21 protein-coding genes and 1 tRNA gene are annotated in these 20,734 nt (G+C 44.0%); 11 read left to right on the top strand and 11 right to left on the bottom strand.

Annotated features, from left to right (window positions below; genetic code table 11):
- Positions 1–413: 413 nt before the first annotated feature.
- Positions 414–488, bottom strand: a tRNA-Gly gene (locus A7325_RS09665).
- A gap of 500 nt (positions 489–988) precedes the next feature.
- On the opposite strand from A7325_RS09665, the gene A7325_RS09660 reads away from it, so the two are divergent.
- The 4 genes from A7325_RS09660 to A7325_RS09640 all read left to right on the top strand — a co-directional run bounded on the left by A7325_RS09660 (position 989) and on the right by A7325_RS09640 (position 3,292).
- Positions 989–1,801 (top strand): M48 family metallopeptidase, encoded by an 813-nt coding sequence (locus A7325_RS09660; protein WP_068407582.1) that lies wholly within the window; start codon positions 989–991, stop codon positions 1,799–1,801.
- A gap of 211 nt (positions 1,802–2,012) precedes the next feature.
- Positions 2,013–2,354, top strand: a complete 342-nt coding sequence (locus A7325_RS09650; protein ID WP_068407576.1) for a BolA family protein — start codon at positions 2,013–2,015, stop codon at positions 2,352–2,354.
- Between the two features lie 80 nt (positions 2,355–2,434).
- On the top strand, positions 2,435–2,794 hold the full coding sequence (locus A7325_RS09645; protein ID WP_068407573.1) for a SirB2 family protein: 360 nt from the start codon (positions 2,435–2,437) through the stop codon (positions 2,792–2,794).
- Positions 2,795–2,890: 96 nt separating this feature from the next.
- Positions 2,891–3,292, top strand: coding sequence for a hypothetical protein (locus tag A7325_RS09640; RefSeq protein ID WP_068407570.1), 402 nt, complete (start codon positions 2,891–2,893; stop codon positions 3,290–3,292).
- Positions 3,293–3,404: 112 nt separating this feature from the next.
- On the opposite strand, the gene trxA is transcribed toward A7325_RS09640, so the two are convergent.
- Both trxA and A7325_RS09630 read right to left on the bottom strand, forming a co-directional pair.
- Entirely contained in the window at positions 3,405–3,842 is a 438-nt protein-coding gene (gene trxA, locus A7325_RS09635; RefSeq protein ID WP_068407567.1) for a thioredoxin, read from the bottom strand.
- A 166-nt stretch (positions 3,843–4,008) separates the two neighbouring features.
- Positions 4,009–4,875 (bottom strand): MBL fold metallo-hydrolase, encoded by an 867-nt coding sequence (locus A7325_RS09630; RefSeq protein WP_068407564.1) that lies wholly within the window; start codon positions 4,873–4,875, stop codon positions 4,009–4,011.
- Between the two features lie 328 nt (positions 4,876–5,203).
- On the opposite strand from A7325_RS09630, the gene A7325_RS09625 reads away from it, so the two are divergent.
- The 4 genes from A7325_RS09625 (at position 5,204) to A7325_RS09610 (ending at position 8,266) form a co-directional block, all read left to right on the top strand.
- Entirely contained in the window at positions 5,204–5,575 is a 372-nt protein-coding gene (locus tag A7325_RS09625) for an ArsR/SmtB family transcription factor (protein ID WP_306495279.1), read from the top strand.
- A gap of 55 nt (positions 5,576–5,630) precedes the next feature.
- Positions 5,631–7,340, top strand: coding sequence for a SulP family inorganic anion transporter (locus A7325_RS09620; protein WP_068407562.1), 1,710 nt, complete (start codon positions 5,631–5,633; stop codon positions 7,338–7,340).
- 185 nt (positions 7,341–7,525) lie between these two features.
- Complete coding sequence (locus A7325_RS09615; protein WP_068407559.1) at positions 7,526–7,852, top strand: beta-lactamase hydrolase domain-containing protein; 327 nt, start codon at positions 7,526–7,528, stop codon at positions 7,850–7,852.
- An 81-nt stretch (positions 7,853–7,933) separates the two neighbouring features.
- Positions 7,934–8,266 carry a TIGR01244 family sulfur transferase gene (locus A7325_RS09610; RefSeq protein ID WP_068407556.1) on the top strand — a complete coding sequence of 111 codons (333 nt, stop codon included), beginning with the start codon at positions 7,934–7,936 and terminating at the stop codon, positions 8,264–8,266.
- A 100-nt stretch (positions 8,267–8,366) separates the two neighbouring features.
- Here the strand turns inward: A7325_RS09610 and ahpF are convergent, their stop codons facing one another.
- Positions 8,367–9,944, bottom strand: coding sequence for an alkyl hydroperoxide reductase subunit F (gene ahpF, locus A7325_RS09605; RefSeq protein ID WP_068407553.1), 1,578 nt, complete (start codon positions 9,942–9,944; stop codon positions 8,367–8,369).
- 515 nt (positions 9,945–10,459) lie between these two features.
- Here ahpF and A7325_RS09600 point away from each other — a divergent pair.
- Positions 10,460–10,708 carry a YdcH family protein gene (locus A7325_RS09600; protein ID WP_068407586.1) on the top strand — a complete coding sequence of 83 codons (249 nt, stop codon included), beginning with the start codon at positions 10,460–10,462 and terminating at the stop codon, positions 10,706–10,708.
- Positions 10,709–10,900: 192 nt separating this feature from the next.
- On the opposite strand, the gene A7325_RS09595 is transcribed toward A7325_RS09600, so the two are convergent.
- Positions 10,901–11,770 (bottom strand): glucose 1-dehydrogenase, encoded by an 870-nt coding sequence (locus A7325_RS09595; protein WP_068407550.1) that lies wholly within the window; start codon positions 11,768–11,770, stop codon positions 10,901–10,903.
- 424 nt (positions 11,771–12,194) lie between these two features.
- A complete protein-coding gene (ahpC, locus tag A7325_RS09590) occupies positions 12,195–12,761 on the bottom strand; it encodes an alkyl hydroperoxide reductase subunit C (RefSeq protein WP_068407548.1) in 567 nt (188 codons plus the stop codon).
- Between the two features lie 280 nt (positions 12,762–13,041).
- On the opposite strand from ahpC, the gene A7325_RS09585 reads away from it, so the two are divergent.
- Positions 13,042–13,950, top strand: coding sequence for a hydrogen peroxide-inducible genes activator (locus A7325_RS09585; RefSeq protein ID WP_068407545.1), 909 nt, complete (start codon positions 13,042–13,044; stop codon positions 13,948–13,950).
- A 53-nt stretch (positions 13,951–14,003) separates the two neighbouring features.
- Positions 14,004–14,678 carry a hypothetical protein gene (locus A7325_RS09580; RefSeq protein WP_068407543.1) on the top strand — a complete coding sequence of 225 codons (675 nt, stop codon included), beginning with the start codon at positions 14,004–14,006 and terminating at the stop codon, positions 14,676–14,678.
- On the opposite strand, the gene A7325_RS09575 is transcribed toward A7325_RS09580, so the two are convergent.
- The 5 genes from A7325_RS09575 to A7325_RS09555 all read right to left on the bottom strand — a co-directional run bounded on the left by A7325_RS09575 (position 14,656) and on the right by A7325_RS09555 (position 20,522).
- Complete coding sequence (locus A7325_RS09575; protein ID WP_068407540.1) at positions 14,656–15,261, bottom strand: methyltransferase domain-containing protein; 606 nt, start codon at positions 15,259–15,261, stop codon at positions 14,656–14,658. The genes A7325_RS09580 and A7325_RS09575 overlap by 23 nt on opposite strands.
- A gap of 80 nt (positions 15,262–15,341) precedes the next feature.
- A complete protein-coding gene (locus tag A7325_RS09570) occupies positions 15,342–16,022 on the bottom strand; it encodes a M48 family metallopeptidase (protein WP_068407537.1) in 681 nt (226 codons plus the stop codon).
- A 2-nt stretch (positions 16,023–16,024) separates the two neighbouring features.
- Positions 16,025–17,611: a DUF1513 domain-containing protein gene (locus A7325_RS09565; RefSeq protein WP_068407534.1), complete on the bottom strand. Its 1,587-nt coding sequence runs from the start codon at positions 17,609–17,611 to the stop codon at positions 16,025–16,027.
- A gap of 3 nt (positions 17,612–17,614) precedes the next feature.
- Complete coding sequence (locus A7325_RS09560) at positions 17,615–18,760, bottom strand: imelysin family protein (RefSeq protein ID WP_068407531.1); 1,146 nt, start codon at positions 18,758–18,760, stop codon at positions 17,615–17,617.
- A gap of 100 nt (positions 18,761–18,860) precedes the next feature.
- Entirely contained in the window at positions 18,861–20,522 is a 1,662-nt protein-coding gene (locus A7325_RS09555) for a di-heme oxidoredictase family protein (protein ID WP_082894370.1), read from the bottom strand.
- Positions 20,523–20,734 lie beyond the last annotated feature (212 nt).

Raw genomic sequence — 20,734 nt, 5'->3', positions numbered from 1 at the left:
TTACTGTGACAGTCGGGGCAACTGATATCTATTTGTGTCTTCATAACCTCAAATATATCATCTTGCTCTGGCTGTCACTCCTCCTTTTATTTCCTCAGCATACTTTCTGATACACCACCGAATGCTTTATATTGAAATTCTTGCATAAAAAATCCTTATCATCGTTATTATTATTTTTAAAAGCTACAGACTATTATTATGCGCGGCTAAAATTAAATGAGTGTGTCAAATTATCCGTAATTTGTAACGGGTGCATTTCATAATGCAGGATAATGCAGGGATTTTTAGTATACCGATAAACTTTTAATAGCGCTGCCAACTTGGCTTTTAAATGTTAAGTGCTAAATTTAAAACATAAAAAAAGCCTTACTTCTTATAAGAAGTAAGGCTTTAGTGCTTTTGCAAGCTATATTTGGAGCGGGATAAGAGATTCGAACTCTCGACCCCAACCTTGGCAAGGTTGTGCTCTACCACTGAGCTAATCCCGCTAAATTTCAAATCGTAATGTTGTTAACAACGACTACGTCTCGATAGGCTGGCTATTTTAGCAAATATTCTGTAGGTGTCAATAGCTTTTTTCAAGTTTTTGACTGACAATTGGCAATTTGAGTGATTCTCGAGGCAAGAAAACATATACATTATTGATTTCAATTACTATTTTCATTCCTAATAATAACGCTATAAATTTAAAAAATTTATAAATCGTAGCAAATTTTATGGGAGCTGGTATTGAGTAGCAAACTTTCATTTATCGCATTTACAATCCTACTGCCTATTGTTACTTTTTCTGTCTAGGTTTTCACTTGCCAACATTATTATACTTATGCCTAACGATAAATAGTTGCGGTAGAGCTTTATCGTTTTGGTAGATCAGCAGGCATGACGAGTTTTTAATCAGTTAACCTTTTTTAATAAAAAACTATCTTTACCGCGACCGTTTTCATTTTAATATTGTTTAATTTTTTTATATTTACAGCGAGGACGTTTTATGAAGAAGCTATTTACCACCACCATCATGGCGGCATCTTTGTCGGCATTGACCCTGACCGGTTGCTCAAGTACCACTAGCACCGGCGCTGTCGGCGTTGACCGTCAGCAGCTACTTTTGGTTTCTAGTGAGCAAGTACAGCAATTATCAGCGCAAAGCTACAATAAAAATATCCAAGAAGCACGTGCACGCGGTTTGCTTGACACCAATAAGGCCCAGCTCAATCGTTTAAAAAATATCTCTAACCGTTTGATTGGTCAAGTGGGCGTCTATCGTCCTGACGCAGCGAAATGGAAGTGGGAAGTTCACACCATTAAATCTAACGATTTGAACGCGTTTGTGATGCCAGGTGGTAAGATTATGTTTTACACTGGTATCATTGATCGCTTAAATCTTAGCGATGACGAAATCGCCGCTATTATGGGTCATGAAATGTCTCATGCGTTGCGCGAGCACTCACGTGAGCGCTTATCGCGTCAATATGCCACGCAAACGGGTATCGGTGTTGCAGCCAGTATTTTTGGTCTATCGCAAGGTCAGGCTGAGCTTGCTAACGTTGCAGGAGACTTAGGTTTAAGCCGTCCGCACAGTCGCACGCAAGAAGCAGAAGCTGACCAAATCGGTCTTGAACTGATGGCACGTGCAGGTTACAACCCACAAGCCGCGATTACCTTGTGGCAAAAAATGCAGCGCGCCAGCCAAGGCGAGCCACCGCAATTTTTGAGCACTCACCCAACCAGCAGCAACCGAATTGCGCAATTGCAGTCATTGATGCCTAAGGTAATGCCGTTATATCAAAAAGCACGTCGTTAAAATTTAATAGCAAATGGTATTCATAGTAAATAGCAATAGACGACAATAATAGACGATAAAAGCAGAGCGTAATAAGGTTGCGCTCTGCTTTTTTGTGCGTATCACTAATCCGCTCTTTACTGGTATAGAAGGCTTTGCAGAGCCTTGCAGTATAATTATCAGGGTCTGCTATAATGAGTGCCATCAGCCAATTAAAAGGCTAAGCATTAAAATGACGAGGATAACTATGACAACAAATACGCCGACTGCAGACGCTCTTAATGAGGCGCTACAAGCCCTGCAAGCACAGCATATTGAACTGGTGAATGAATCAATGAACCATGCCGGTTATTTTGACGGTAAAGAAAGTCACTTTAAACTGACGATTGTCAGCGATGCCTTTGAAGGCAAACGCTTGGTGGCGCGTCATCAGCTCGTGTACAATCTAGCAAATTCACTTTTGACCTCACAAGGTGGTCAAATCCACGCTTTGGCTATCCATGCTTATACGCCAACAGAATGGCAAGGCCAAAGTCCTGACAGCCCATTATGCGCAGGGCAAAATAAAGGCTAGTCTCAAAAATTAGTCTTAACGCTATTCCCAAATAACATAGATAAGCTGGCAAACGGCACCTTTAAAGGAAACCCTATCCAATGAAACATCTACATATGCTCATGGCCGTCTTGTTGATTGCGCTGTTTTTATACCAAAGCTATGTGGTATTAAGCGCAAACAAAAAGCCACCATTTGCGGTAAAAATATCGACTCATATTCTCTATGCCGTCATTATTATTTCAGGGGCTGGCATGCTCGTGCAACTTATGAGTGTCAATGCGCCAGTACAGTGGGTATTTGCTAAAGTTATCTTATTGGTTGCCGCACTCAGTGCCAGTATTAAAGCTTTTAATGACAAAGCCACGCCTAGTCAAAGAAAAACCGGCATCCTTATCGCGGGTATCGCCTATGTTGGCATCTTGGTACTCGCCTTTACCAAGCCGGGTAATTTATTTTAAGAGTCGTTAAAAGTTATATTTTTCAATATCTTAATCGCTATTTTTTTGCTATCTTAAATAAATATCAACCTCTCAACGTCGCCTTATGGAGCTATTATGAAAACTCTTACTGCAGCAACACTACTCGCCACAGCTGGCGTTTTTGCTCTCTCGGGCTGCGCCTCAACGGGTAATATTACGCCGCAATACGTGCCACCGAGCACTTATCAAAGCTATGACTGCCAAGCACTGAGCCAAGAATATAACCGTGTCAATCGCTATGTCAATGCAGCACGCAATGAACAATCGACCATAGCCGCCTCAGGTGTCGGCGTTGGGGTTTCCGCCGGACGTTGGGGTATCTCGCCTAATATCAGCTTTGGCTTGGGTAAAAGTAACAATACCAAAGCCCGTGATGCCAAATTATCGCGACTTTATGGTGAGCGTGATGCCATTATCCAATCTGCTCGTATCCAGCGCTGTAGCTTTGCCAATGGTATTAAGATTTATGGTGAGTAATCATTAATACCTGTTTCATAGTTTTGAAAGTCTCTTACAAAAAAAGCCAATACGCGATAAGCATATTGGCTTTTTTATGTTTAATCATGAAGTGCAGTAACTCAATCTGAGATTAAGAGTTTAAGCTTCTTACCCACTGTACGATTTGATCGCTTGGTAAGGCTCCAGACTGGCGCGCGATTTCTTTGCCGTTTTTGAAGGCTACCATCGTCGGCAAGCTACGAATATTATAAGGTGCCGTCGCTTGCTCATATTTATCAGTTTGTATCTTAGCAAACACCACGTGCGGCAGCTGGCTGGCTGCGGCTTTAAACTGCGGTGCCATCATTAGACACGGCTGACACCAACTTGCCCAAAAATCAACGATGGTCAATACCTCATTTTTTTGGATGACTTTACTAACTGTTTGGGCGTTTAGCTCATGCGGACTGGCCGTTAATAATGGCTGACCACATTTGCCGCAGTTCGGTGCGGCATTAAGGCGCGCTGCAGGTACGCGATTGGTGGCACTGCAGTGCGGACAAACCAGATGAGAGTTTTGCTCACTCATGATACAACTCCTTTAAAAATAACAGCGGCGGGCGTCTTAGTAACGCTCTTATAAATAGACTAGCATCAAGATAACCGTTGCACGTATTGTGCTTGCGTAACTTTTTGCTTAATTGTATTTATCTACTTCTTGCCAGTTTTTTTGTTTATCTAAATATAATTGACGCTTAAAGCGCATTAAGTGGCACTTTGAGATAGCGCATACCATTGTCTTCTGGTTTTGGAAAATGTCCGGCATCGATATTGAGTTGTACTGACGGGATAATGAGCCGCGGCATCTCTAGCGTGGCATCGCGGCGCTCGCGCATCTCGACAAACTCCGCTTCATTGATACCCTCTTTGACATGGATATTTCCGAGCTTTTGCGCGGCTACCGTCGTGGTTGGACAATGCTTGCGACCTTGACTCGGATAGTCATGGCACAGATACATGATGGTTTCGTCAGGCAGTGCGAGCAATTTTTGGATAGACTGATACAGGGTTTTGGCGTCGCCTCCGGGGAAGTCGCAGCGCGCTGTACCAACATCGGGAGCAAATAGCGTATCACCGACAAAGACCACGGTTTTTTCATCATCAGCGGCAAGATACGCCATATCCGCGCGGGTGTGACCAGGCACATACATAGCAGTAATCGTAATACCGCCAAGCGTCAAGGTCTCGCCTTCATCGGTCAAGATATCAAACTGGCTGGCATCGGTACGAAAACTGCTATCAAAGTTAAAGATTTGCTTAAATATTTTTTGCACTTCGGTGATATGTTGCCCGATGACCAACTTACCGCCAAGCTCATCTTTTACATGGATAGCAGCAGATATATGGTCGGCATGAGCATGGGTTTCTATAATATAAACCAGCGTCCAGCCCTGCTCTCGAACGAACGCTATTACTTCATCTACACTCACGGTATCCGTATGTCCGGATTTAGCATCAAAATCCAGTACAGGATCGATGATGGCACACACTTGATGCTGCACATCAGCCAGTAAATGGGTGTAAGTTTCCGTGTCGCTATGTAAGAAAGAATGAACTTGCATGGCTACCTCTTTACTTGTATATGAATGTTTTAATTTTTAAGGTATTGTTCCGTATAATAGGCGTTTATTTATGGCATTTGCTGCTGATTTATAGTATCTATCCCTAGTGTTGCCTATATTTCCTATGCTTCTGCCTACCAATACAATACCAGCACTATAGCAATCATTATACATTTTATCAATTTATATAATGTAAATAACGATAACTTGCTATAAATCGCGATATCATTGATAATTAACTATATATATCCGTAACTTATCTATAAACTCTGCTTTTTCTATTTATATCTTTTATAAGGAGCTCGCTCTGACTACTTCAACTTCAGCATTGAGCACAACCACCATCCCCACTGGCACGCCTACATCTGCCAACGTCGCAGACTTTGCGCCTAAAGACCTTGCTGAGCAAATGCAACAAGCCTCCATGCAAGCCAGCCAGTTATTAAAATCGCTCTCACATCCTGATCGCTTATTACTTTTGTGTCAGCTGACCCAAGGCGAGTACTGTGTCAGTGAGCTTGAGGGCTTGGTCGGTGTCGGTCAGCCAAGTTTATCGCAGCAGCTAGGTATTTTGCGTAAAGACGAGCTGGTGACGACCCGCCGCGAAGGTAAGCAAATCTACTATAGTATCGCAAGCGACGATGCATTATCGGTATTACAGTTATTGTATGAGCGCTTTTGTGCCAAAACAGATGCCTAACTGCGCGTTTGGTTTTTAATTATTTTTAACTTTCTTATCGTGATGACATATCGCCATGCCTTCTATCGCTGCCCGTCTGATTCCTGCTTGGTTACGTCAGTATCAGCTGTCTGCCCTGCCGACTGACGTCATCGCGGGCTTAGTCGTTGGCGTGCTTGTCATTCCGCAAAGCTTAGGCTATGCGGTACTAGCAGGGTTGCCGCCGGTCTATGGACTCTATGCAGCTATCGTACCCGTGCTGGTATATGCGTGGATAGGCTCGAGCAATGTCCAAGCTGTAGGGCCCGTCGCCATCACGGCAATTATGACGGCAAGTAGTTTGCATCCTTATGGCAATGATGGCACGCAGCAATATATATTGATGGCCAGTTTACTGTCTTTGATGGTTGGCACGATGTTATGGCTGGCGGGAAGGCTGAAGCTTGGCTGGATTATGCAGTTTATCAGTCGCGGCGTATCGGCAGGCTTTATCAGTGGCGCGGCGGTATTGATTTTTGTCAGTCAGCTTAAATATCTGACGGGGATTCCTATTGCCGGTAATGGCCTTATTGGTTATTTATCCAGTATGCAGATGTATGGCCGCCAGCTGCATCCGCTAACCTTGATCATCGGCGTGATGGCATTTACGCTGTTGTTTGCCAACCGTTATGCGAGCAAATGGGTCTGGCGCTCTTGGTTGTCAGCCTCTTATGCCAAATGGGCTGAGCGTCTATTCCCGCTTATTTTGCTTGGTCTTGCCATTGTATTAAGCATGAGTTTGCATTGGACAACGCATGGCGTAGCGACGATTGGTGATATTCCGCAAGGGCTGCCCAGCTTTACCCTACCGTACTTGCCAGATTTTCATGAAGCGCTCAATCTATTACCAAGCGCAGGTTTGATGGCGTTGATTATCTTTGTCTCAAGTAGCTCAGTAGCCAGCAACTATGCACGCCTGCGCGGTGAAAGCTTTGATGCCAATCGTGAGTTAACCGGACTGGGACTGGCCAATATGGCGGGCGGCTTTTTTCAAAGCTTTACCATCGCTGGCGGCTTTTCACGAACAGCGATTAATGCCGACTCAGGCGCCAAAACGCCAGTCGCAAGTCTGGTAACCGTGCTGGTTATGATTGCTGCGTTGATCGCTTTTGGTCATTTATTAGCGCCTCTGCCCTACGCTCTCTTGGGCGCGACTATTATGACGTCAATTATCGGTCTCATTGATATGGCGACTTTAAAGTCAGCATGGCAACGCGACCGCTTAGATGCGGCGAGCTTTCTGGCGGCATTTATCGGGGTGCTTATATTTGGGCTAAATACTGGCTTAGTCATCGGTTTGATGGTGTCGTTTGCTAGCCTCATTTGGCAGTCGAGTAAACCACACGTTGCCGTCGTCGGACAGCTAGCGGGTACAGGACATTTTCGCAATATCAATCGTCATGATGTGGTAACCTTTAGCAATTTATTGATGCTGCGTATCGATGAGAGCTTGTTTTTTGGCAATAGTGAATCCGTGCATCGCAGCGTCATACAAGCGACGCGGCAGTACCCCGAGGCGCATGAGGTTATCCTGATTATGTCAGCGGTCAATCATATTGACTTGACCGGACAAGAGATGCTTATCAGCCTCAATCAAGAATTATTTAACCAAAAAAAGCACTTAAGCTTTAGCTTTATTAAGGGACCGGTGATGGATATTATCGAGCATACACCGGTCATAACCCATCTATCAGGGCAGGTTTATTTAAGCACCATGGATGCGGTCAATGCGCTAAAAGATAATTAGCTTATAGCTAACCAATTTTTCGCTTAAATTAATCCTGACAGAAAGTGCTTTTGAGAAAACATCAGTGACAAAATATAGCTATTATGACCACTGTGTTATGCTAGATTGTAATAAGCCTTTAAAATTTACAGAATCTAGAAATAGACAAAACCTTACGCCATTTAATATACGCGACCGAAAAACTTATGACCGATGACTTAACCATTTATAAGCAAATTTACCCAAGCCAATGCGTCAAGATTGCCGAGCTTGGCTACCGCTCTGTGCTCAATATTCGACCTGACGCTGAAACAGAGACGCAGCCTAATAGCTGTGACTTTACCAGTGCAACGGCAAAGGCCAACCTTACCTATCAGCATTTACCATTTGATGATGAGCGTTTAAGCATGGCGACTGTCGAGCAGTTTGCCGCCTTTTATCGCAGTATGCCCAAACCCATCCTAATGTTTTGCGGCACCGGTGCACGCGCCAAATTGCTCTATCAAAGCGCATTGATGCAAGGTTTGCTATAGAAAGCAGGTAGGCTTTATTGAAATATTTTAATCTAAGCGCAAAATTTTCGTTTTTACGCTAAAAAATAAAAAGGAGCTTTTATGAGCCATGAAGTGAGTATTACCGGACAAATCACCCCTGATCAAGTACCTATGATTGCTGAAAATGGTTTTAAGACCATTATTAACAACCGTCCAGATGGTGAAGAACCAAACCAACCAACCAGTGCTGAGATTGAAGCCGCGGCTAAACAAGCAGGTCTTGCTTATAAAGAAGTGTCTTTTGCCGGTAGCGAGCTCAATCAAAACCATGTTGAAGAATTTGCTGACTTTTTTAACCAAGCTGAGCAGCCTATACTGATTTTTTGCCGTACCGGTAACCGCTCAACGGGTATTTATGAGGCGGCAAAGCGTATGGATTTGTTAGACGATTGATAATGCCCTGAATAAAACTGTTGTTGCTCAAAAAACAAAACCCCTAAAACCTTAGTAGATTTTAGGGGTTTAAAACTCTAGTGGAAGCTAAAACAACATTTTACTGCATAACCAAGTATTCAAACGCTGATAATGCCGCTTTGCTACCCTCACCCATCGCAATATTAATCTGCTTAAATGGCACGGTGGTCACGTCACCACAAGCAAAGATACCTTTGCGGTCGGTGCGGCAGCGCTCGTCAATCTCAATCTCGCCAAAGCGGTTTAAATCAACAAAGCCTTTGACAAACTCAGTATTTGGCACCAAACCAATTTGGACAAACACGGCTGAAATATCGAGCTCTTTGGTTTCACTGCTGCTACGATCTTGATAAACAAGCGAAGTCACTTTACCATCTTGCGCTTTAATCTCTTGCGTTGCAGCACTGGTAATGATATCAATATTGCTCTTCTCTTTGGCTTTATTAATCAGTACTTGGTCCGCCTTTAAATCATCGGCAAATTCAAGGACGGTCACGTGTTTAACAATACCTGCCAAATCTAGCGCTGCCTCGATACCTGAGTTACCACCGCCAACGACCGCAATATCCTTACCTTTAAAGAATGGGCCATCACAGTGCGCACAGTAGGCTACGCCTTGACCCACGTTTTCATCTTCACCCGGCACACCAAGCTTACGCCACTGGGCACCGGTCGCTAAGATAATACTGCGCGTCTCAAACGTTTCCCCAGTGTTGAGATGAATACGGTAATTTTCTTCTTTAGTTTCACTGATTTCTTTGACGCTGACATGCTCTTTAAGCGTAATGTCATATTCGTGCAAATGTTTCTCGAAGTTTGCTGACAGCTCACTACCCGTGGTTAAAGGTACAGAGATTAGGTTTTCGATATCTTGCGTGTCTTTCACTTGTCCACCGATACGGTCGGCGACCATGGTAACTTTTAAGCCTTTACGCGCGGTATAAATCGCCGCCGCCACACCAGCAGGGCCTGCACCGATAATCGTTACATCTTGCTGCTCTAACTGCTCAGCGTCATCAGCCACTTCGCTCAATAAATCAGGGAACTGCTCTTGTAACTTCTCAATCAATTTAGCCGTATCGATTTTACCATTGGCAAAAGGTTTACCATTTAAAAATACCGCTGGTACACCTTGGATATTATTGGCCTCGACTTGCTCTTGAAATAACGCACCATCAATCATCTCGTTACTGATGTCATAGTTGAGCAGCGCAAATTGGTTCAGCGCTTGCACCACATCCGGACAGCTATGGCAAGACAGCGAGACATAAGTCTGAAACTGTAGCGGCTTATTAAAACGCTTAATCAGTTTTTGAATCCCTTCATCCAGTTTTAAGGTATGACCGCCCGCTTGCAAAATCGCCAAAATCAGCGAGGTAAATTCATGGCCACCCGGAATACCGCTAAAAACGATCCCCGTATCAGTCAATGCATTATCAATATGACTGACGACTTTAAAGCTAATCGGACTTGGTAAGCTGTCATCAGTTGCTGCGCTATCAAAATTGATTTTATCCGTGGTGCCGGCGATTTTAGTTAAAAAATCAATCAACTCAGCACGTTTGCTATGTTCGCCGCTACCCAATACAAAGGTAATGGGGCGGGTCATGTTTTCACTATAGCTTTTGACTGCGTCTAATAAACCTTGATCTATCATGTTTGTTCCTCATTATTATCAGATATGTAACGTCAGCTATATCGCTGCACATTTAAATAGGGTTTGGTGACAAGCTAAGTATCTGATTTAAAAAGCCATAAATACTTAGCTTACCACCTTTGATACGTCTATTATCAAGGCTTTAGACATACCACGCAAGCCGATAAACTCAAACTTTATGTTTAATAAAACAAATCATAAATAGGCATTACTATTTAATTTTTAAACCTATCAATAAAAGAAAATCCATGACAGTCATGGTATCGGGTAAATTTTTTCGCTACAATCAGATGAGGCGAATAAGAAACACTCTTATTTACCGGTCGGCAGATTGACTGCTAATTGTCGTTAGCAAATGCCCTTTCTGCTGCGCATAAGCCTGTTCAAAACTGAGCTGAATTGCGATTTGGCTTGGTAAGAATGAAGTCTCACAATCATATCAATTCATCAGAGCGCTCTTAACTAAAATGCGCTATGGCTTTACTAAGCCTGCGCTTTATAACAAGGATGACAACATGAGAAAGACTGATACATGGCAAGACAACAGAGATATTATTTGCGAACTTAAGCAAAAAGACAGCTACTTTGCGAGCATTTTTGATGAGCATACCAAGCTTGATCAGCAAATCAACCAGCTCGATAAGGATTTGGTGACGCACGCCAGCTGTGACGAAGAAATAGAAAAAATGAAAAAGCGCAAGCTGCACTTAAAAGATGAGATTTATAAAATAATCGATAAAAATAAACTCAATTCTGCGGTATAAACACTTTAGTTTATAACGCTACCTGATTCAATAGCGGCTTGGTTCGATGAGCAAGTAAGTATCGAACCAAGCCGCTATTTTTTGTCGCAATTTTAATTGTACTTAGATCAATATAAGTCAATAAACGCTCGATGAGCATTGGCTAAATTAACCATTTACTTACTTACTTAATGAAGCACTCATCTACTCACTTTATCCACCGACAATCTCGCCGCCATTTACATGGATAACCTGTCCTGTAACGTAGCTTGCGTCGTCACTGGCCAAGTATAGATAAGCAGGCGCGACCTCGTTTGGCTGACCGGCGCGGCCCATCGGCGTGCTCTGACCGAACTTCTCTATCTCATCAGGGGTAAATGACGCCACAATAAGCGGCGTCCAAATAGGACCGGGTGCGACGCCATTGACGCGGATACCTTTATCCTGACTCATTAAATTATTGGCTAAAGCACGGGTGAAAGATAAAATCGCGCCCTTAGTGGCGGCATAATCAATCAAATGGTCACTGCCGCGATAAGCGGTGATAGAGGTGGTATTGATAATCGAGCTACCCGCTGGCATGTGTGGTAAGGAAAATTTACTCAACCAAAAGTGCGGATAAAAATTGGTATGAATGGTTTTATCAAATTGCGCACTACTGATATCGGTGAGCGATTCTTGCTCAACCTGCATCCCAGCGTTATTGACTAAAATATCAATTTTGCCGAACTCAGCGATGGCAGTATCGATTAGCTTTTGACAGTTAGCTTCTTCTGATAAATCTGACGCCACCAGTAAGCAGCGCTGCTGGTAAGACTCTACGTGCTTTTTGGTCATCTTGGCATCGTCATCTTCACATAGGTAGCTGACCACTACGTCCGCGCCTTCTTTGGCAAATAATATCGCCACTGCTTGCCCGATCCCGCTATCCGCGCCAGTGATAATAGCAACTTTCCCAGCAAGCTTGCCATTTGGATACTCTTTTGGCAGTACCTCAGGGCTTGGGTGCTGCTCTTGCTGCGAGCCTGGTAGCGATTGTTCTTGTTTCGGAAATTCTTTAGCAGATGATTTGTCGTTACTCATAATATCCTCTCTTCATTACCGATTTATGTGATAGGTTCAATGTAAAACCATTTCTGTGCAACTAAGGTGAGTGCTTCGTCGCCTCTACTGTGATGGCAACAAGCAAGAAAAATTGATATCAGCAGTGCGTGATGTGTCGATATTACTTTCCACTCACTATATCTTTAAATCATAAGCATTCTGTGATAAAAATCGAATGAACTTAGGTGACAATCTGTAGACAGCCTGTAATCTTGTCCTAACACTATCTATCTCTAAATATCTGCCTATAAAAAATAGACAAAAAAACGCCCCATCAATCAAAGCCGATGGGGCGTTCTTAAGTCATCATTTAATAGCGTTTTCTTTTAAAAATGAAAACTTACTATTAAATTTTATACTTATCTTTTCGCTAGTCTAAATAGTAAGTTATCTAAGTATATCCTTAGATTTTACCAACTAGATCTAGGCTTGGTTTAAGGGTTTCTTGACCTTGTTCCCAAGCTGCTGGGCAAACTTCGCCGTCGTTATCACGAACGTACTGTGCCGCTTTTACTTTACGTAGCATGTCTTTTGCACTACGGCCAATACCACCTGCATGGATTTCAGCGACTTGGATTTTACCGTCTGGGTCTACTAAGAAAGTACCACGCTCCGCCAAACCGGCTTCTTCAATCATGACATTAAAGCCACGAGTGATACGGCCAGTTGGGTCACCGATCATTGGATAAGTGACTTTGCCGATAGCGTCTGAAGAATCATGCCATGCTTTATGAGTGAAATGTGTGTCAGTCGATACTGAGTACACTTCTACGCCTAGGCCTTTAAGCTCTTCGTAATGGGCTGCCATGTCTTCAAGTTCAGTTGGGCAAACAAAGGTGAAGTCAGCTGGGTAAAATAGGAAGATAGCCCAACTGCCTTTTACATCTTCTGAAGTGATGGTTTTGAAATCACCGTTTACAAACGCTTCTGCTGAAAACTCTGGAATTTCTTGATTGATAATTGACGCCATGATTGGCTCCTTTTTTGATTAATTGATTGTTGTTAAGTTAATTGGTGTTTATGGCTGCAGGTTTTGATTAACCCACTCATTAACTGGGTTACAAGACAAACTATACGCGAATTCTATAGTTAATCCAGTTAAAAGTTTTTAATGTGATGTTTTGTTTTATTAAACTTGTTAAACTATTCTAACGGCTTTTTTTATACGAACATCGGCATTAAATTGCTATAGTACACAAGATAAACGCCCAAAACAAATGGCGTTCAAAACCCATTAATAGAGAGGTTTTATGATTACTCTACGTCAACTTGAGTTTGCCTTAGCAGTTGCCAAACATCGTCATTTTAAACGGGCAGCAGAAGACTGTAACATTTCACAATCAGCGCTGAGTTTGGGTATCGCCGAGCTAGAAAAGCAACTAGATACGCAGATTTTTGAGCGTAATAATAAGCAAGTTTTGATTACGCCTATCGGTGAGGACATCTTGACGCGGGCGCAGCGTATATTTTCTGAAGTCAATGATTTGACCACGCGCGCACATAGCCATCAATCACCGCTTGCGTACCCGATGACGGTTGGTATCATTCCGACGATTGCGCCGTATCTGCTGCCAAAAGTACTACCTGCGCTGCGCAAACACTACCCTGAATTTCGTATGACGGTTATCGAGCAGCAAACCGAGCGTTTGCTTGAGCAGGTACGCTATGGTCATATTGATACCGCCATTATTGCGTTGCCTTATGCGGTCGATGGTTTGCATACCTTTGAGTTTTGGGCGGAAGATTTCTTTGCGGTCTTTCCACAGGATGACGTCCATGCCAAGCTTGAAAAAATTAACGCCGATGAGCTGGCAACCGCCAATCTGATGCTACTTGGCGAAGGACATTGTCTGACCGATCAAACCTTGACCGTCTGTCATTTCGACCGCGCGCAAATGAAATCAAGCTTTTCTGATGCCAGCTTGAACACCCTAATACAAATGGCGCTTGCTAATATGGGCACGACCTTGGTGCCAGAAATGGCACTCGATCAGCTGCATTTGCAAAACCAAAATGCAGTCGCAGTACCATTAGCAGAAAAAGGGCCGCATCGTCATATCGCTTTTGTCACCCGCTTAAACTATGCCCGCGTTGATGATGTTAATTTGCTTGGGCAACTATTTAAACAAGCCTTTGAAGAGGCAGATCATAAAAAATAAATGACTGGTGGTGAATGGAAGTTGGCTAAAAAGTAGAAGAATAAGGAAGTTAAATGATAAAGGCTTTTGCGCAAATAGAGCGTGAGCTTGGCAAGATTTTTGCGCGCCATTTAACAGCTATTAATAGCGCTGTAGAACCAGAAAAAGTTAACAATCTTTGGCAAGATATCGCTATACGTTATAATGAAGCTCAGCGCGCTTATCATAGCTTGCAGCATATTGAGCAATTATTTGCGCAGTTTGAGCAGATTAAGCATGTTTTAAATGAGTCGCATATTATCGCATTGGCACTATTTTATCATGACGTGATATATGCGCCAACGCGCTCAGATAATGAGCTAAAAAGTGCAGAATATGCCGTAGAAGCGCTACGCCCTTATTTATCGGCTGAGCAGTGCCAACATATTTACGCGCTCATTATGATGACGGCCAATCATAAACTTGCTGAATGCTCAAACGCTCAAAAAAACTTTGATGCCGCTTATTTACTAGATATGGATTTGAGTATTCTGGGGGCATCTTGGACTGATTACGAGCAATATGCCCAAGCGGTTCGGCAAGAATATGCGCATGTCTCAAACCCAGATTATCGTGATGGACGTAGAGCAGTATTAACAGAGTTATTGGCGCACCCGAAGCTTTACCTAACCGATTATTATTATGACAGGTTAGAAAAGCAGGCTCGGCAAAACATCAAGCGTGAGATTAAGATTTTACGCGCATCTTAATAAACAGCTCACTGCCCTGCCGCGCCGGATGCGAGTTATAGCTCGTTTCCATAATCTCAATATCGAAATAGGGTGCAAAACGCTGCTGGTATTCAGCTTTCGAGCCGCCAAACGGCGGTTCCTCTCGTCCAAAATCCTTATCAAACAGCAGCCCAACTAGCTTGCCGTTCGGTTTCAATAATGCGGCCATCTGCGCCACATACTCATCACGGCGCGCAGGATTTATGGCACAAAAAAACGTCTGCTCAAGCACCAAATCAAACTGATATTGCGCAGGCGATAACGCAAAAAAATCAGCACAGACCAAATGCTCTGCTGGAAAGTTGAGATAGCGCTCTGCGAAAGCCTCAATCGGCGCAGGGGCAAAATCAACCAAGGTGACATTGGTAAACCCTTGCTCATGCAGATAACCGACCTCATAAGCATTGCCCGCGCCCGGTACTAAAATCGCTTGCTCTTTAGCAGATTCAGGCAACTGGTCAATATAAGCTTTGAGCGGTGGTGACACTTGCCCCATATCCCAGCCGATACTGTCCTCTTTATAGCGCTGTTGCCAAAACTGCGCTTGATTGACGTTTTCCATAGCACATCCTTGTTTCGATAAAAAACCTTATCTTAGCAGATTAAGGTATGACATCTGGTTATTTAGCAGTAGCTCCTACTTTAGTCTAGCTGCCCTGTTTTACCTGCCAGCATATTATGCCAATATTGATAATCGGGCATCGCCGTTGCCACCGTTTGCCAAAAAGCGCGGCTATGATTGGCATGATGCAGATGACACAGCTCATGGACGATGACGTATTCGGTGCATTCGATAGGATAAGCTGGCAGATAGACGGACAACCAAATTCGCCGTGCGCGGGTATTGCAACTACCCCAACGCGTATGCATTTTCTTTAGACGTATTTCATTAGCATAAGCGCCGACAATCGGTTGCCATTTATTAAATAATGCAGGCATTACTTCAGAGAGATGTTGCCGATAGTAGGCAATTTTTTTATCGTGGTTTAAGGTGAATGATTGCTCTACGCCCCACAATAGCAGTGTGCTATCGGCAGTTGAAGCCTCTTTTATAGATTGCTGTGATGGGATTTGCTGACGTTTATAGCGTTCTAATACGTGCGGGTGATTGGCGATTGCCCAAGGCACGCGTTTCTCTATCGCCTGAGCAGTTTGCGCTGAGCTAAGAGAGATGGGTATAGAGACCATTAATTTATGCGGTTTTAAGCGAAAATTGATATTTTTAACGCGCTTTTTGCTGATGTGTAGTTCAATATCCGCTTGCGCCAAACAACGTATAGCGCTATTTAATAAGGGCGAATCATACTGTGACGGCACATTCATGCTCACAGCGCTTGTAAGTGATTGTCAAACGACATCAGATGATATTTGCTGTCTATAAAAATACGCTCAACGTTATCTACTCTAGCAAGTTCAGCAGTTGCTAAATGATTAACAGTTAACGCGGTTAACTGACCTAGTCCATCACTAACGATAAAACCTGAGTGCGCATTAGCCTTAGCCTTAACATTGGCATTGGCATTGGTATTGTTATAGCCTGCTTTGTCAGCATTCTGATTTGCTAATACGGCTGCACCGGCACAATCTGGTAAGCTAATATCATCAATCAATGTACGAGTATTTAAGTCATAAATCGCCGCACAACCGCCAATTGGCGTGGTCACACATAATAGGTTACGCTCACTATCAACCGCCACACTGGCGATATATTGGTGGAAACGTTGCCATTGATTATTGGGCATAATAAGGGGTTTAAAATCAGGCTCACCGCGTTTATGGGTCAATACTAACGGCACATTGATATGCTTTTCGCCTTGAAACTGAATACCTATCATCACCGTGCCATCGTCATGCATGGCGAGGTGACGCACGCTCATTTGATTGTGCTCAGGCATAATCTGCTCAAGCAAATCGCCAGTATGACGATTGAGGTAAGCCAATGACGGTCGCATACTGTCTAAATTGAGCTCTTCACGCGACGCTTGCTCGGTTTTGATACCACCATTCGCAATCACCAACGTTTCGCCATCAGGATGCATAATCAGCTCATGCGGGCCGATACCATGCGAGTCATACTCTGCTATTTTTTGATAATGATCACAGGCATCATAAATACCGATTTTACCGTCTAAGCTTACGGTGTCATTTTCGGTCACGTAGAGCAATTTACCATCCAGGCTATAACAAGCATGGCCATAAAAATGACGATGCGTAGACGCTTTAATAGCAAACTTTACTTGCCCAGTTGCCGTGTCTAATACCCAAAACCTTTCGCTCGGGCGCCGACCCATCACCACCACATCACGTGCTTGGTTATTCTTAGCAAAAAATTTTTGCCTATCAGAAATAGGTTGAACGACAATATCATGCACGCGTTCGGGCATGGTCGTTTGCCAAACGATTTGCCTATCAGCGTCGATACCAACCACGCCGAAGTCGTGCTCATTATGACTAGCGTCACAGTCTTCAGTTACTAAAGCGATGTTTTTTGGCATAGACGCCACGCCGCTAACCCAACAAACAGGTTGTGGCAGTATTGTGGTCGTATGTGCTGCGCTAAAATCGCTTACGCTATAAGACTTGTTATTTTGCCCGTCATCTCTCTGTGAGCGATAAGCCTGCTGCCATGCAACTGCCGCTTGCTGACAAGCGTGGCGAAATTGCACGAGCTCGCGTTTAGGCGTCAAGTTTATCAACTGTAACTGCGCGCCCATACCTGCCACATAATCCCATAAGCTGGCATCAGGTTGCTGCTGTTTACGAAAACGATGATGGATACCGACAAGCGCGGCTGTACCCATGGCAGCACAAAGCAGGGTCAGTGCCGATGTCGCCAGCAGCTCATCATTAGGCCTTGTACCTTGTGCTGTACCTTGCTTTTTATTTGCTGTCTTAGCGTCAATAGTAGCCATTATTTAATCGCCATCGGTGCTGTTAAAGCCAACACGCAGACCAAGGGTTGGAATCAATTGACGCTTAATAATGCGCGTAATGCTCGTGAGATGATCAAGTAGTTCTTGCTGCGTCGCTTTATCAGCAGTCGCTAAATCTTCTGGCATTTGTGCCAGTAACGTCGTGGTATCGGCAAGCGCGGTTGATAGATTATCCGCCACTGCATTTTCATTATTGCCACCAAGAATAGCAGTCAAAACAGGGTCAGTCATTGCTTGATTTAAGGTTGCCAATTTCGCAGTGATAATCGCGCGGCTTTGTCCAGCGGTCGCAGCTGGCAGATGACCTTTTGCTTTAGCAGTTAAACCCAATGGCTGGTCGATAGCGTTAGATTTCATCGTCTCAACCAATGACAGCAGCGAGTTAAACCATTGGTTTAAACCTTGATCGCTCTCGGCGGTTTTATCAATTGCTAGTAAATCAGTGGCATTTTGCTGCCAGTTTTTCTCGATATCTTTTAGACGTGTGCTCAAAGCTCTGCTCGCGCTCATCACATATGCGCACTGCCCAGCATCCAAACTATCATTGGCATAAAGCACTTCTTCTAAGCCTGGCACGCCTTGCACGATGGCGCTCTCGTTAGCCAACTGCTCGGCGGTAAGCTTGGGATTGGCAGCAATCAAATCAGCGACCCCGCTATGTACCAGGCCGCGCTCATCAGGATAATAATTGATATATAAGTTACTCATGCTCGCCGTCGCTGGTCCAAAGTTAACCATCTCAGCGCTTGCCCAAGCTTGTGCGAGCACCAACCATTGGTCGCGCAATTCTTTTAGCGCATCACCGCTCACGGGCGCTTGCTGACAAGATTTCTTTGCCAAATCATGCAATAAATCACTCTGCTTTGCGGCATCTGCATAGGCTGGAATGACAATGTCATTTGCCACGTGGGTCAGATAGGTTTTTTCGGTATCAGGACTAATATCTACTGCTGCAACCTTAGCGTCATTACTGTCTTTTTCAGCAGCAGCCTTAGAAGTAGCACCCTCTTGCGCGACTTGGCTATCTACCTCTGGTACTTTATTTTCTTCCGCAGGTTTGACACAGCTAATTAGAATACCAGCACTTAGCGCTGATAATGCCATTGCTAAAGCAGGGTTTATTTTCATAGATTTCTCAGTATTTGGATGAATATTGATATAAGTAATTATTTAACTTTGTATTTCTTACGTTGAATGACCATCGCTTTTAACGCTCATACGCTTATTTTTATAATGACTTTAAGAACGCATTCAACTCACTGCGTCCTTGTTTATCAAGCTTAAGTACTTTTTGCTTCTGCTTTTCCGCTTCGCCGCCATGCCAAAGTACCGCTTCCATCAAAGTACGCGCGCGCCCATCATGTAAAAACGTCGCTTGTGGATCGACGGTTTGCGCAAGACCAATGCCCCACAAAGCAGGCGTGCGCCACTCATAAGAGTTGGCTAAAAACTCAACCTGTAAATCTTTAGATGGCAGCTTACCCGCAATGGTACGATCAGCCAAGCCATCGCCCATGTCATGCAACAATAAATCGGTATAAGGATAAATCACTTGTCCGTGCTGCTCAAGATGGTCATCGTCGGTTTTTGGCAACTGATAACGCGGCGTATGGCAGCTTTGACAGCCCATATCATAAAAGCGTTTTTTGCCGGCCAATACCAGCTTGTCTTCGGCATTGCGGCGATGCGGCACCGCCAGATTACGGGTATAAAATTCGACGAACTTTGCCACTTCATCATTGACTTCGACGGGCGGCTTACCATTACCTTGTTCATCAGCACCTGTTGCGGCATTCACACAAGCGGTCTGCGCTGGCATACAAGACTCATGCGGACGGATATTTGAGGTCAGCCCCATATCCTCATTAAACGCACTTTGGTTTTGAGTAATCAGCTTGGTTTGACCAGCTTTCCAGCCAAAGCGTCCTAATGCCACTTTACCCGTTTGTGGATCCATGACCATATTAAATTTACCGCTAATGTCGCTATTAGCGTTATTTACTTTGGCTGCTTGTTTTTTAATATCATCGTCTGGAATCTGCTCGAGTAACCCAAGCCCAATCATCGGTAAGGCCACACGCGGCGATACCATCAGCTCATTATCAAATGGACCATAACCGGGTTTGGTCAGATTAAAGGTTGGCGCACGCAAGGTCTCGACATGACCATCAGCAAAGGTAACAGGTTTATCGTTCCACTGTACTACAATTCGGGCTTCAGCAGGCACGCCTTGCACACCGCGGTCCTGCAATTGACCGCCATACATAGGATGGGCGACTTTTTCAATCAAGGAATCTTTTAGCTTTTGGCGCTGCGCTTCGGTAGTCGCCGGCATCGCAAGGCGAATCAACAAGCTATCAGCATCGTCATCACTTCTCATCGGCGCATGACCGCGACCGTCTTTGATATGGCAAGATTGACAGGCAGCAACGTTAAATAAAGCGCCAAGCCCATCACGGCTATCGGTACTTGCCGGCGCGACCACCCAAGGTTGCCTAAAAAACGCATTGCCGATAAAGAAAGAGCCTTTACGCGAAGCGGTGATATTTGAAGAAGGTTTAGAGTAGCTTTCGCTCGTGGTGATACTAATACCAGTATCGCCACCTTGTTTGATTTCTTGCGCATCAAAGCTGGCAAGCTGCTGCATAGGGACGCCCGCTAGCGCTTCAATCGTTTGAGCACGCTCAGGCGTTATATTTTGCAAATAGCTACTGTCTTGGGCTTTATTGTCGTTATTATTGGCGGTGTCGTCCGTTGGAGATGGCTGGCAGGCGCTTAATGAGAGCACGCATGTCACTCCTAGCGATAGCTTTAATAGCGAATTTTTAAATATTAAAGGAGAATAAAATGCGGTAGGTTGTTTGGCGGTTGACACATTACTGCTACTCATAGGGAACCTTAGTTCTGGTATGGAACCATTAAAAACGCGTGCTATAATTTTTTCACTTTTATTTGATAAGCATTTTTAGTCAATAAATATTTCGGTGGTGTTCTAAAAAGTATGCTGGCATCAGACATAGCCATAATTGACATAGAAGAATACCAAATCAAACACCTTAAAGTGGTTATCAAACTTCTTTGAGAAGCAGCAGGTCTTTCGAA

It is taken from the genome of Psychrobacter sp. SHUES1, from assembly GCF_001652315.1.
In the GTDB taxonomy this organism is placed as follows: Bacteria; Pseudomonadota; Gammaproteobacteria; order Pseudomonadales; family Moraxellaceae; genus Psychrobacter; species Psychrobacter faecalis.
The sequence above is the reverse complement of the archived record's forward strand: the minus strand, read 5'-3'. Positions and strand labels throughout refer to the sequence as shown.